The 15,094-nt window shown below is 73.3% G+C and carries 1 protein-coding gene (running past one end of the window); it reads left to right on the top strand.

From position 1 onward, the window contains the following. The first annotated feature begins 5 nt into the window (after positions 1-5). On the top strand, positions 6-15,094 hold the 5' portion of the coding sequence (locus tag ACQPZW_RS31885) for an SDR family NAD(P)-dependent oxidoreductase (protein WP_433797672.1). The gene runs 253 nt beyond the window's last position; 15,089 of the gene's 15,342 nt are visible here — the first part of the coding sequence; its start codon is at positions 6-8; its stop codon lies beyond the right edge, outside the window.

Raw genomic sequence — 15,094 nt, 5'->3', positions numbered from 1 at the left:
AGATGATGGATTCGTCCGGGGAACTGCGGGACCGCCTGGCCGGAATGCCGGCGCCGGAAGCGCACCGGCTGCTCACCGACCTGGTCACCGGCCTCGCGGCTGCGGCGCTGCGCCGGCCCGCCGGTGAGCCGGTCGCGGCCGGCGACACGTTCTTCGAGACCGGCTTCGACTCGCTGACGGCGGTCGAGCTGCACAGCCGGCTTACCGCGGCCACCGGCCTGGCGCTGCCGGTGACGCTGGCGTTCGACTACCCGACCCCGGCCGCGCTCGCCCGCCACCTGCACGCCGAACTGCTCGGCCTGGCCCCGGAGCCCGCCACCGCCGGGATGCCCGGGCAGTCCGACGAGCCGATCGCGATCGTCGGCATGGCCTGCCGGTTCCCCGGCGGCGCCGACACCCCGGACGGCCTGTGGCGGCTGGTCGACGACGGCGCCGACGCCATCGGGACCTTCCCGGCCGACCGGGGCTGGGATCTCGACGCCCTCTACTCCACCGACCCGGACCAGCCCGGCACCAGCTACACCCGCGAGGGCGGCTTCCTCTACGACGCCGGTGACTTCGACGCCGCGTTCTTCGGAATCAGCCCGCGTGAGGCGCTCGCCATGGACGCCCAGCAGCGGCTGGTCCTGGAGACCTCCTGGGAGGCCCTGGAAGCCGCCGGGCTCGTCCCGGACACCCTCCGCGAGCAGCGGATCGGCGTGTTCGTCGGCGCCGAGACCCAGGAGTACGGCCCCCGCCTGCAGGACGCCGCCGACGGCCTGGAGGGCTACCTGGTCACCGGCAACGCCGCCAGCGTCGCCTCCGGCCGGGTCTCCTACGTCCTCGGCCTGCAGGGCCCGGCGCTGACCGTCGACACCGCCTGCTCCTCGTCGCTGGTGGCCCTGCACCTGGCCGCGCAGGCGCTGCGCCAGGGCGAATGCACGATGGCGCTGGCCGGTGGCGTGGCCGTGATGGCCAGCCCCGCGTCGTTCCTGGCGTTCTCCCGGCAGCGCGGCCTCGCCCCGGACGGCCGGTGCAAGCCGTTCGCGGCCGCCGCCGACGGCACCGCCTGGGCCGAGGGCATCGGCATGCTGCTCGTCGAACGGCTCTCCACCGCCCAGGCCGCCGGCCGCCGCATCCTCGCCGTCGTCCGCGGATCCGCGGTCAACCAGGACGGCGCCTCCAACGGCCTGACCGCCCCGAACGGCCCGGCCCAGCAGCGGGTCATCCGGCAGGCGCTCGCCAACGCCGGGCTGGAGCCCTCCGACGTGGACGCGGTCGAGGCGCACGGCACCGGCACCACCCTCGGCGACCCGATCGAGGCGCAGGCGCTGCTGGCCACCTACGGCCGCGACCGGGCCGAGCCGCTCTGGCTGGGCTCGCTGAAGTCCAACATCGGGCACGCCCAGGCGGCCGCCGGTGTCGGCGGTGTGATCAAGATGGTCGAGGCGCTGCGCCACCAGGTGCTGCCCCGGACACTGCACGTCGACGCGCCGTCCCCGCACGTCGACTGGACGGCCGGGTCGGTCGAGCTGCTCACCGAACCACGGCCGTGGCCGGTGACCGAACGCCCCCGCCGGGCCGCGGTCTCGTCGTTCGGCATGAGCGGCACCAACGCCCACGTGATCATCGAGGAGCCGCCGTCGCAGGCACCCGCGCCGGCTGCCGAACCGGCCGGGGTCACGCTGCTGCCGATCTCCGCCCGCACCGCCGAGGGGTTGTCCGCGCAGGCCGCGAAACTGCTCGACCGGCTCGACACGGCACTGCCCGACCTCGGGTTCTCGCTGGCCACCACCCGTACGCACTTCCCGTACCGGGCCGTCGTGCCGGCCACCGACCGCGCCACCGCCGAGGAGGGTCTGCGCGCTCTCACCGTGACCGGCACGGCTGCCACGGCCCGGACCGCGTTCCTGTTCACCGGGCAGGGCTCCCAGCGGGTGGGGATGGGCCGGGCGCTGTACCGGGCCGAGCCGGTGTTCGCCGCCGCGTTCGACGAGGCCGCCTGGTACCTCGACATCCAGCTCGACACCCCGCTCGCCGACGCGCTCGACGACCCGGAGTTGCTCGCCGGTACGGCGTACGCCCAGCCCGCCGTCTTCGCCGTCGAAGTGGGCCTGCTGGCGCTGCTCGAACACTGGGGGATCACCCCGGACGTGCTGGTCGGACACTCGATCGGGGAGATCGCGGCCGCGTACGCCGCCGGGGTCCTGTCGCTGCCCGACGCCGCCGCCCTGGTCGGCGCCCGCGGCCGGCTGATGCAGGCGCTGCCCGCCGGTGGGGTGATGCTGGCCGTGCGGGCCGCCGAGGCCGACGTACGTGCCGCGTTCCCCGACGTCGACCTGGCCGCCGTCAACGGCCCGAACGCGGTCGTCGTCGCCGGGACCGAGGCCGACATCGCACCGGTCGAGGCGCACGGCTGGACGACCACCCGCCTGCGGACCAGCCACGCCTTCCACTCCCGGCTGATGGAGCCGATGCTCGCCGAGTTCCGCCGCCTGCTGCGCTTCCTCACCTTCCGCGAGCCGAAGATCCCGATCGTCTCCACCGTCACCGGCCGACCGGTCGAACCCGGCCAGTGGACCGACATCGACTACTGGGTCGGCCAGATCCGCGCCACCGTCCGGTTCGCCGACGCGGTCGCCCAGGTCGGCGACGCCCGGTTCGTCGAGATCGGCCCGGACGCGGTCCTGTCGGCCATGGTCGACGGCGCGGTGCCGCTGCTGCGCCGCGACCGGGACGAGGCCGCCACCGTGCGGGCCGCCGCCGCCACCCTCTGGACCCGCGGCGCCGACCTGGACTGGCCGAGACTGTTCCCCCCGGCCGCCCGGATCGTCGACCTGCCCACCTACGCCTTCCAACGGCAGCGGTTCTGGCTCGACACCGCCCCCGCCGCCCGCGGCGACGACGACAGCGCGTTCTGGACCGCCGTGGACCGCGCCGACCTGCCCGCTCTCGCCGCCGAGATCGGCGTCGACACCGCCGCCGTCGAAGGTGTGCTCCCGGCCCTGGCCGCCTGGCGGTCCCGCGGCCGGGAACGCTCGATCATCGACGGCTGGCGGTACCGGGCCGTCTGGGAGCCGGTGGAGAGCCGGACCGCGACCCTGTCCGGCAGCTGGGCGGGCGACGAGGAACTGCTGACCCGTGTCGGTGCCATGGTCGTCTCGCTGGCCGAGGCCACCACCGGTGTCGTCGTCTCCCCGTCGTCACCTGCTGAAGCCCTCGATCTGGTGAAGTCGATGATCGGACGGCAGATCCCGATCTGGTTCGCCACCCGGGGCAGTGGTGTCGACCAGGCCGCGGTGCAGGGCTTCGCCCGGGTCGTCGGCCTGGAGCACCCCGAACTCTGGGGCGGCCTGCTCGAACTCCCCGCGACGATCGACGACCGCGCGGCGGGCCGGATCGCGGCCGTGCTGTCCGGTGAGTTCGGCAGTGAGGACCAGATCGCGGTCCGCGGCAACGGCGTCCTGGTCCGCCGCCTGGTCAGCGCCCCGGCGACCTCGGGACGGGCCTGGCAGCCGCGCGGCACGATCCTGATCACCGGCGGCACCGGCGGCCTCGGCACCGAGGTGGCCCGGTGGGCCGCCGGCAACGGCGCCGAACGGATCGTCCTGGTCTCCCGCCGAGGCGGCACGACCGACCTGCCGAACGCCGAGGTGCACGCCTGCGACCTGGCCGACCGGGCCGCCGTCGAGGCGCTGCTGGCCGCGATCGGGCCGGTCGGCGCGGTGGTCCACGCGGCCGGTGTCGGTGAGGACGCCGACCTGGCCGACGCCGACGAGGACCACCTGCGGCGGGTGCTGTCCGGCAAGGTGGACGGGGCCCGGCACCTCGACGAGCTGGCCGGGGACGTCGACGCGTTCGTGGTGTTCTCGTCGATCTCCGGAGTCTGGGGCAGCCGCGGCCAGGCCGCCTACGGCGCCGCGAACGCCGCCCTGGACGCCCTGATCGAACGCCGCCGCGCCGCGGGACGGCCCGGCACCGCGATCGCCTGGGGCCCCTGGGCCGCCGTCGGCATGGCCGCCGACCAGGGCGAGACGGAACTGCTGCGCCGGCAGGGTCTGCACGCGCTGCCCGCCGACCGGGCGATCGCCGCGATGGCCGGTGCCGTCGGCGGCGGCGACATCACGGTCACCGTGGCCGACGTCCGGTGGGACGAGTTCGTGCCGCTGTTCGCCGCCGCCCGGGAACGCCCGCTGTTCGACCGGCTCGCCGACACCCCGCCCACCGGTGGCACGGTCTTCTCCACCTACGGCCAGCGGCTGCTCGAACTGCCCGCCCCCGAACGGCGACGTCTCGTCACCGAGATGGTCCGTACGCACGTCGCCGCCGTCCTCGGCCACACCTCCGGCGAGCCCATCGAGCCCACCCGCGCCTTCCGGGAACTCGGCTTCGACTCGCTGACCGCCGTCGAGCTGCGCAACCGGCTCCAGGCCGCGACCGGGCTCGTCCTCCCGGCAACGCTCGCGTTCGACCATCCCAGCATCGAACGGCTCGCCGCGTTCGTCCACGGGCAGATCGCCGGATCCCTGCCCACCAGCACCGTCGCGGCGGTCACCGAGGCGGCCGACGACCCGATCGTCATCGTCGGCATGGGCGTCCGGTTCCCCGGCGGCGCCGACACCCCGGAAGCCCTGTGGGACCTGGTCGCCTCCGGCGCCGACGCGATCGGCGGCTTCCCCACCGACCGTGGCTGGGACCTCGACGGCCTTTACCACCCGGACCCGGACCACCCCGGCACCTCCTACGCCCGCGAGGGCGGCTTCCTGCACGGCGCGGCCGACTTCGACGCCGGCCTGTTCGGGATCTCGCCGCGTGAGGCGCTCGCCATGGACCCGCAGCAGCGGCTGCTGCTGGAGACCTCATGGGAGGCGTTCGAGCGGGCCGGGATCGACCCGTTGTCACTGCGCGGCGAAGCGGTCGGCGTGTTCGCCGGCTCCAACGGGCAGGACTACGCGAGCCAGCGCACCGGCATCCCCACCGACCTCGAGGGATATCTCAGCACCGGCACCGCGGGCAGCGTCGTCTCCGGCCGCATCGCCTACACGTTCGGCCTGGAAGGCCCGGCCGTCACTGTCGACACCGCGTGCTCGTCGTCGCTGGTGGCGCTGCATCTGGCCGGGCAGGCGCTGCGGTCGGGCGAGTGCACGATGGCCCTGGTCGGCGGTGTCACCGTGATGTCGACGCCGGACGCCTTCCTCGACTTCAGCCGCCAGCGCGGCCTCGCCGCCGACGGGCGGATCAAGGCGTTCGCCGCGGGCGCCGACGGCACGGCCTGGGGTGAGGGCGCGGGCATGCTGCTGGTCGAACGCCTCTCCACGGCGCAGGCCGCCGGGCGCCGCGTCCTCGCCGTCGTCCGCGGCACGGCCGTCAACTCCGACGGCGCCTCCAACGGGCTCACCGCGCCGAACGGGCCGTCCCAGCAGCGGGTCATCCGGCAGGCGCTCGCGGTGGCCGGGCTGCAGCCGTCCGAGGTGGACGTCGTCGAGGCGCACGGCACGGGGACCGCTCTCGGGGACCCGATCGAGGCGCAGGCGCTGCTGGCCACCTATGGTCAGGATCGGACAGCGCCCCTGTGGCTCGGCTCGGTCAAGTCGAACATCGGGCACACCCAGGCCGCGGCGGGCATCGCGGGCATCGTCAAGATGGTCCTCGCGATGCGGCACTCGCTGCTGCCCGCGACCCTGCACGTCGACGAGCCGTCACCGCACGTCGACTGGTCGGCCGGGGACATCTCCCTGCTCACGTCGGCTCAGCCCTGGCCCGCGGGGGAGCAGCCGCGCCGTGCCGGCGTCTCCTCGTTCGGCGTGTCCGGCACCAACGCGCACGTGATTTTGGAGGAGCCGCCGGCGTTCGAGGCGCCTGCAGCGCCATCGCCGCTTCCGGTGGTCCCGGTGATCCTTTCCGGTGCGAGCGATGCGGTTCTCGATGCTCAGATGACCCTTTTCGGTACGGTCGACGCGTCCCCGATGGCTCTAGGTGCGGGTGCGGCCCGTCGGGCGGTGCTGTCGCATCGTGCCGTGGTCCTGGGCTCGGAGGTGGTGGCCCGTGGTGTAGCCACGTCCCGGCGGCTCGGGTTCCTGTTCACCGGTCAGGGTTCGCAGCGTGTCGACATGGGCCGTGGCCTTCACGAGGCGTTCCCGGTGTTCGCGGAAGCGTTCGACCGGGTCGCCCTGCATCTCGACCAGCACCTGGACCGGCCGCTCGCCGAGGTGCTGGCCGATGAGGAGTTGATTCATCAGACGGCTTACGCCCAGCCGGCGATCTTCGCCGTTGAGGTGGCGTTGCACGCGCTGCTGGAGTCGTGGGGTGTGCGCCCGGATGTGCTGGTCGGTCACTCGATCGGTGAGATCGCCGCTGCTCACGTGGCCGGGGTGTTCTCCCTGATTGATGCGGCCACACTGGTGACCGCTCGCGGTCGTCTGATGCAGGCACTCCCCGTTGGCGGGGCGATGCTGGCGGTCCAGGCGTCGGAGGAAGAGGTGCGGGCGGCATTCCCGGACATCGACATTGCAGCGGTGAACGGGCCGAGGTCGGTCGTGGTCTCCGGCCTCGATGCCGACATTTCCGAAATCGCCGCCCGGGAGTGGAAGACGACGCGGCTGCGGACCAGTCACGCGTTCCATTCGCGGTTGATGGACCCGATGCTGCCGGAGTTCGAGCGGATCGTCCGGGCGTTGACGTTCACGCCGGGGCACGGCCGCTGGTCGGACCCGGCCTACTGGGTGTCGCACGTGCGCGACACGGTCCGCTTCGCCGACGCGATCGCCGAGTTGGACGGTGTCCGGTTCGTCGAGCTGGGGCCGGATGCGGTGCTGTCGGCGATGGTCGACGGCGCGGTGCCGCTGCTGCGCCGTGGCCGTGACGAGGTGACGACCCTGCTGACCGGCGTGGCCACGCTGTTTGTGCAGGGCGTACCCGTGCAATGGTCTTCGCTCTTCAACGGGGTTGAACCGGCTGACCTGCCGACCTATCCCTTCCAGCGCAGCCGCTACTGGCTGGAGAGTCAGCCGGTCGCACCGGCCCCGGCCGACGCCGAGACCGGTTTCTGGCAGACCGTCGAGCAGGGCGATCTGCCCACGCTCGCCGCCCAGCTGGATCTCCCCGCCGACTCGCTCGCCGAGGTGCTGCCCGCGCTGGCCGCGTGGCGTTCTCGGGGACGCGAACGCTCGCAGGCCGACGCCTGGCGCTACCGGATCACCTGGAAACCGGCCGACCTCCCACCGGCCACCCTGTCCGGCACGTGGGCGGGCGACGAGGAACTGCTGACCCGTGTCGGTGCCATGGTCGTCTCGCTGGCCGAGGCCACCACCGGTGTCGTCGTCTCCCCGTCGTCACCTGCTGAAGCCCTCGATCTGGTGAAGTCGATGATCGGACGGCAGATCCCGATCTGGTTCGCCACCCGGGGCAGTGGTGTCGACCAGGCCGCGGTGCAGGGCTTCGCCCGAGCGGTCGGCCTGGAGCACCCCGAACTCTGGGGCGGCTTGCTCGAACTCCCCGAGACCGTCGACGACCGTACCGCCGCACGGATCGCCGGGGTCCTCGCCGGAGCCCTCGGTGCCGAGGACCAGATCGCCGTCCGCGACAGCGGCGTCCTGGTCCGCCGCCTCACCCACGCGCCCGCCGCCACCGGCCCGGCGTGGCAGCCGCGCGGCACGATCCTGATCACCGGCGGCACCGGCGGCCTCGGCACCGAGGTGGCCCGGTGGGCCGCCGGCAACGGCGCCGAACGGATCGTCCTGGTCTCCCGCCGAGGCGGCACGACCGACCTGCCGAACGCCGAGGTGCACGCCTGCGACCTGGCCGACCGGGCCGCCGTCGAGGCGCTGCTGACCGCGATCGGCCCGGTGAACGCGGTCGTGCACGCGGCCGGGGTGGCCGCCGACGTCTCCCTGGCCGACGCCGACGAGCAGCACCTGCACGACCTGCTCTCCGGCAAGGTCGACGGCGCCCGGCACCTCGACGAGCTGGTCGGCGACGTCGACGCGTTCGTCGTCTTCTCCTCGATCTCCGGCATCTGGGGCAGCGGAATGCAGGCCGCCTACGGCGCTGCGAACGCCGCCCTGGACGCCCTGATCGAACGCCGCCGCGCACAGGGCGAGCCGGGCACCGCGATCGCCTGGGGGCCGTGGGCCCGGGTCGGGATGGCCGCCGACGACGAGGTGGCGACCCAGTTGCGCCGCGTCGGCCTGGCCCCGATGGACCCGCACCGTGCGATCACCGCCATGGCCTACGCGGTCGGCGCCGGCGAGACCGCGGTGACCGTGGCCGACGTGCGCTGGCCGGAGTTCCTGTCCGCGTTCACGGCCACCCGTGCCCGCCCGCTCTTCGACGACCTGCCCGAAGCGGTCGCGCCGGCCGCCACCGGCACCGTGGTCACCAGCCTCGGCCAGCGGCTCGCCGCCCTGCCCGCCGCCGACCGCCGCCGGCACGTCGCCGACCTGGTGCGCACCCACGTCGCCGCGGTCCTCGGCCACGCCACCACCGACGCGATCGCGCCCGGCCGGGCGTTCAAGGACCTCGGCTTCGACTCACTCACCGCCGTCGACCTGCGCAACCGGCTGCGCGCCGCCACCGGGCTGGCGCTGCCCGCCACACTCGCCTTCGACCACCCCAGCATCGAACGGCTCGCCGCCCACCTGCTGGACGAGCTGACCGGCTCGGCCGTCACCGTGACCGGACCGGCGACGGTCGCGGCGGACGGCGACGACCCGCTGGTCATCGTCGGCATGGGCGTCCGGTTCCCGGGCGGCGCCGACACCCCCGAAGCCCTGTGGGACCTCGTCGCCTCCGGCACCGACACGGTCGGCGGCTTCCCCACCGACCGCGGCTGGGACCTGGACGCGCTCTACCACCCGGACCCCGACCACCCCGGCACCTCGTACACCCGCGAGGGCGGCTTCCTGCACGACGCGGCCCAGTTCGACGCCGGCCTGTTCGGGATCTCGCCGCGCGAGGCGACCGCCATGGACCCCCAGCAGCGGCTGCTCCTCGAGACGTCGTGGGAGGCGTTCGAGCGGGCCGGGATCGACCCGCTGTCACTGCGCGGCGAAGCGGTCGGCGTGTTCGCGGGCGCCAACAGCATCGACTACGGCGCCCGGGCCGGTGCGCTGCCCGACGGCATCGAAGGCCACCTGCTCACCGGCACCGCCGCCAGCGTCGTCTCCGGCCGCATCTCCTACACGTTCGGCCTGGAAGGACCGGCCGTCACCATCGACACCGCCTGCTCCTCGTCGCTGGTCGCCCTGCATCTCGCCACCCAGGCGGTACGGTCCGGTGAGTGCACGATGGCGCTGGTCGGCGGCGTCTGTGTGATGTCCGGGCCGGAGACGTTCACCCAGTTCTCCCGGCAGCGCGGCCTCGCCGCCGACGGCCGCTGCAAGCCGTTCGCCGCGGCGGCCGACGGCACCGGCTGGGCCGAGGGCGCGGGCATGCTGTTGGTCGAGCGGCTGTCGACGGCGCGTGCGGCGGGGCGGCGGGTGCTGGCGGTGGTGCGCGGGACGGCGGTCAACCAGGACGGTGCGTCGAACGGGCTCACCGCCCCGAATGGGCCGTCCCAGCAGCGGGTCATCCGGCAGGCGCTCGCCGTCGCCGGGCTGGAGTCGTCCGACGTGGACGTGGTGGAGGCGCACGGGACGGGAACCGCTCTCGGTGATCCGATCGAGGCGCAGGCGCTGTTGGCGACCTATGGTCAGGATCGGTCAGCGCCGCTGTGGCTCGGCTCGGTCAAGTCGAACATCGGGCACGCGCAGGCCGCGGCCGGTGTCGCCGGGATCGTCAAGATGGTCATGGCGATGCGCCACGGCCTGCTGCCCCAGACCCTGCACGTGGATTCGCCTTCGCCGCACGTGGACTGGTCGGCGGGCGAGATATCGCTGCTCACGTCGGCCCAGCCGTGGCCGGCCGGTTCGCGGCCCCGCCGGGCCGGTGTGTCGTCGTTCGGCATGAGCGGGACCAACGCGCACGTGATCCTGGAGGAGCCGCCGGCGTTCGACGCGCCTGCAGCGCCATCGCCGCTTCCGGTGGTCCCGGTGATCCTTTCCGGCGCGAGCGATGCCGTTCTCGATGTTCAATTCACCCTTTTCGGTACGGTCGACGCGTCTTCGATGTCTCTAGGTGCGGGTGCGGCCCGTCGGGCGGTGCTGTCGCATCGTGCCGTGGTCCTCGGCTCGGAGGTGGTCGCTCGCGGGGTGGCGTCACCGGCCCGCCTCGGGTTCCTGTTCACCGGTCAGGGTTCACAGCGTGTCGATATGGGCCGTGGCCTGTACGCGTCGTTCCCGGTGTTCGCGGAAGCGTTCGACCGGGTCGCCCTGCACGTCGATCAGTATCTGGACCGGCCGCTCGCCGAGGCGCTGGCCGATGAGGAGTTGATCCACCAGACGGGTTATGCGCAGCCGGCGATCTTCGCCGTTGAGGTGGCGTTGCACGCGCTGCTGGAGTCGTGGGGTGTGCGCCCGGATGTGCTGGTCGGTCACTCGATCGGTGAGATCGCCGCTGCTCACGTGGCCGGAGTGATGTCGCTGACTGACGCGGCTGTCCTAGTCACCGCCCGAGGCCGTCTCATGCAGGCGCTTCCCGCGGGTGGGGCGATGCTGGCGGTGCAGGCGTCGGAGGACGAGGTGCGGGCGGCGTTCCCGGACATCGACATCGCGGCGGTCAATGGCCCCAGATCGGTCGTGGTCTCCGGCCCCGATGCCGACATTTCGCTTGTTGAAGGTGGGCCTTGGAAGACGAAGCGGCTGCGGACCAGTCACGCGTTCCATTCGCGGTTGATGGAGCCGATGCTGGCCGATTTCGATCGGGTGGTGCGGGCGCTGTCGTTCCGTGCGCCGACGATCCCGGTGGTGTCGTCGGGGGACTGGTCGGATCCGGGTTACTGGGTGTCGCATGTGCGGGATACGGTCCGGTTTGCGGACGCGATCGCGCAGCTCGACGCGCGCGGCACGGATCCGGCATCTGACGCACGGCTCGCGAGTGGGGGCGTGCGGTTCGTGGAGCTGGGCCCGGATGCGGTGTTGTCGGCGATGGTCGACGACGCGGTGCCGCTGCTGCGCCGCGGCCGTGACGAGGTGACGACCCTGCTCACCGGCGTGGCCACGCTGTTTGCTCAGGGCGTACCCGTGCAATGGTCTGCGCTCTTCAACGGGGTTGAACCGGCTGACCTGCCGACCTATCCCTTCCAACGGGAGCGCTACTGGCTCGACGAAGCCCCGGTGGACGCTGCGGCCGGGGCCGACGACGGTGGTTTCTGGGCCACCGTCGAGCGCGGTGACCTGGCCACTCTGGCCGACCAACTGCGGCTGCCGGCCGGCGCCCTCACCGACCTGGTCCCCGCCCTGGCGTCCTGGCGCGCCCGCAGTCGTGAGCGCTCCGAACTCGACGGCTGGCGCTACCGCGTCACCTGGGAGCCGGTGGAGAGCCGGACCGCGACCCTGTCCGGCAGCTGGGCGGGCGACGAGGAACTGCTGACCCGGCTGGGCGCCATGGTCGTCCCGCTGGCAGAGGCGACGACCGGTGTCGTCGTCTCCCCGTCGTCGCCGGCCGAGGCCCTCGACCTGGTGAAGTCGATGATCGGACGGCGGATCCCGATCTGGTTCGCCACCCGGGGCAGTGGTGTCGACCAGGCGGCGGTGCAGGGCTTCGCCCGAGCGGTCGGCCTGGAGCACCCCGAACTCTGGGGCGGCCTGCTCGAACTCCCCGAGATGATCGACGACCGCGCGGTGGGCCGGATCGCGGCCGTGCTGTCCGGGGCGTCCGGCGCCGAGGACCAGATCGCGGTCCGCAGCAACGGCATCCTCGTCCGCCGCCTCACCACGGCCGCGGCGGCCGACAACACCCCCGAATGGCGGCCCCGCGGCACGATCCTGATCGCCGGCGGCACCGGCGGACTGGGCTCGCAGGTGGCCCGCTGGGCTGCCGAGAACGGTGCGGACCGACTGGTCCTGGTGTCCCGCCGTGGCGGCGAGACCGACATTCCCAACGCCGAGGTGCACGCCTGCGACCTGGCCGACCGTGACGCCGTCGAGGCGCTGCTGGCCGCGGTCGGCCCGGTCGACGCGGTCGTGCACGCGGCCGGTGTCGGCGAGGACGTCACCCTGCTCGACGCCGATGCCGAGCACCTGCGCCGGGTCTTCGACGGCAAGGTTCTCGGTGCGCGGCACCTCGACGAGCTGGCCGGCGACGTGGACGCCTTCGTGGTGTTCTCGTCGATCTCCGGGATCTGGGGCAGCGCCGGTCAAGCCGCCTACGGCGCCGCGAACGCCGCTCTGGACGCGCTGATCACTCGCCGCCGTGCGCAGGGCAAACCCGGCACGGCCGTCGCGTGGGGCCCGTGGGCGCGGGTCGGCATGGCCGCTGACGAGGACATCGCCGGTCAGCTGCGCCGCCGCGGTCTGAACCCGATGGCGCCGGAACGGGCGCTGGCGGCGCTGGCCACGGCGGTCGGTGCCGGTGACGAGCAGGTCGTCGTCGCGGACGTGCGCTGGGCGGACTTCCTGCCGCTTTTCACCGCGAGCCGGGAGCGGCCGCTGTTCGCGCGGCTCGCCACGGCCGGCGCCGTCGCCGCCACCGACGAGCAGCGTGAGACCGGGCTGACCGCACGACTCGCGGGCATGCCGGCTGCCGAGCGGCACCGTACCGTGCTGGATCTGATCCGGGCCGAGGTCGCCACGGCGCTCGGCCACGCGTCGGCGGCCGCGATCCCGCCCGGCCGGGCCTTCAAGGACCTCGGGTTCGACTCGCTCACCGCCGTCGAACTCCGGAACCGCCTGCAGACCGCCACCGGTCTCACACTCCCGGCGACCCTGGTCTTCGACTATCCGAACGCCGAGCAGCTCACCACGTTCGTGCTAGCCCGGCTCACCCCGGACACCGTGGTCTCCGACGCCAACGTGGCCCAGGCCGTGGCGGCCACCGGCGACCCGATCGTGATCGTCGGCATGGGACTGCGGCTGCCCGGCGGCGTCGACACACCCGAACAGTTCTGGGACCTCGTCGCCGCCGGAGGAGAGGGCATCGGCCCGTTCCCCACCGACCGTGGCTGGGACCTGGACCGGCTCTACCACCCGGACCCGGACCACCCGGGCACCTTCTACGCCCGGGAGGGCGGCTTCCTGTACGGGGCCGGTGACTTCGACGCCGGGCTGTTCGGGATCTCGCCGCGTGAGGCGCTGGCCATGGACCCGCAGCAGCGGCTGCTGCTGGAGACGTCGTGGGAGGCGTTCGAGGCGGCCGGGGTCGACCCCCTCGGCCTGCGCGGCGAAACGGTCGGCGTCTACGTCGGCGCGTCCTTCATGGGGTACGGCAGCGGCCCCGTCGACTCCACCGACGGCGTCGAGGGGCACCTGCTCACCGGCACCGCCTCGTCGGTCATCTCCGGCCGGATCGCCTACACGTTCGGGCTGGAAGGCCCCGCCGTCACCGTCGACACGGCGTGCTCGTCGTCGCTGGTGGCCCTGCACCTAGCGGCGCAGGCGCTGCGCTCCGGCGAATGCACGATGGCCCTGGTCGGCGGCGTCACCGTCATGCCGGACCCGGACGTCTTCGTCGAATTCTCCCGGCAGCGCGGGCTGTCCGCCGACGGCCGCTGCCGCTCCTTCGGAGACGGCGCGGACGGGACCGGTTGGTCCGAGGGCGCGGGAATGCTCCTGGTCGAGCGGTTGTCGACGGCCACGGCCGCCGGGCACGAGATCCTTGCGGTGGTACGGGGAAGCGCCGTCAACTCCGACGGCGCGTCCAACGGCCTGACCGCCCCGAACGGTCCCGCCCAGCAGCGGGTGATCCGGGCCGCGCTGGCGGGCGCGGGCCTCGCCGCAGCCGACGTCGACGCGGTCGAGGCGCACGGCACGGGCACCGCCCTCGGTGACCCGATCGAGGCGCAGGCGTTGCTGGCCACCTATGGTCAGGACCGTGCCGGGGCGCCGTTGTGGCTGGGGTCGGTGAAGTCGAACATCGGCCACACCCAGGCGGCCGCGGGTGTCGCCGGCATCGCCAAGATGGTGCTGGCCTTGCGGCACGGGGTCCTCCCTGCGACTCTGCACGCCGACGCGCCGTCGCCGCACGTGGACTGGACGGCCGGTGACATCGCCCTGCTGACGTCGGCTCAGCCGTGGCCGGCGGCCGACCGCCCGCGCCGGGCCGGTGTGTCCGCCTTCGGTGTCTCCGGCACCAACGCCCACGTGATCATCGAAGAGGCCCCTGCTGCCGGGGCGAACGTCGAGAAGTCCCCGGCCGAACCTGTTCGCCGGCGGATCGTGCCGGTGGCGCTGTCCGGGAACGATCGGACGGCGCTGACCGCTCAGGCCGCGCGACTGATCGAGGTCGGCGGCGCTGACGTGGAGGTGACGGCGGTGGGTGCGGCCGCCGCCCGGCGTGCCGTCCTCCCGCATCGGGCGGTGGTCCTGGCGTCGGATTCCTCCTCGCTGGCCGCCGGCCTGTCCGAGGTCGTGGCCGGCGGTGGACTGTCCGGAGTGGCGTCTCCGGCGCGTCTCGGGTTCCTGTTCACCGGCCAGGGTTCACAGCGTGTCGACATGGGCCGTGGTCTGTACGCGTCCTTCCCGGTGTTCGCTTCGGAATTCGATCGGGTCGCCCTGCATCTCGATCAGTATCTGGACCGGCCTCTCGCCGAGGTGCTGGCCGATGAGGAGTTGATCCACCAGACGGGTTATGCGCAGCCGGCGATCTTCGCGGTCGAGGTGGCGTTGCATGCGCTGCTGGAGTCGTGGGGTGTGCGCCCGGATGTGCTGGTCGGTCACTCGATCGGTGAGATCGCCGCTGCTCACGTGGCCGGGGTGTTCTCGCTGGCCGACGCGGCCGTTCTGGTCACGGCGCGGGGTCGTCTGATGCAGGCGCTTCCGGCTGGTGGGGCGATGCTGGCGGTGCAGGCGTCGGAGGACGAGGTGCGGGCGGCGTTCCCGGGCATCGACATCGCGGCGGTGAACGGGCCGAGGTCGGTCGTGGTCTCCGGCCCCGATTCCGACATTTCCGAGATCGCCGCGGGCGGGTGGAAGTCGACGCGGCTGCGGACCAGTCATGCGTTCCATTCGCGGTTGATGGAGCCGATGCTGGCCGATTTCGATCGGGTGGTCCGGAGGTTGTCGTTCAGTGCGCCGACGATCCC

The sequence above is a fragment of the Actinoplanes sp. CA-252034 genome (assembly GCF_050956125.1).
GTDB lineage: Bacteria > Actinomycetota > Actinomycetes > Mycobacteriales > Micromonosporaceae > Actinoplanes.
This window is presented reverse-complemented; position numbering and strand designations above follow the sequence as displayed.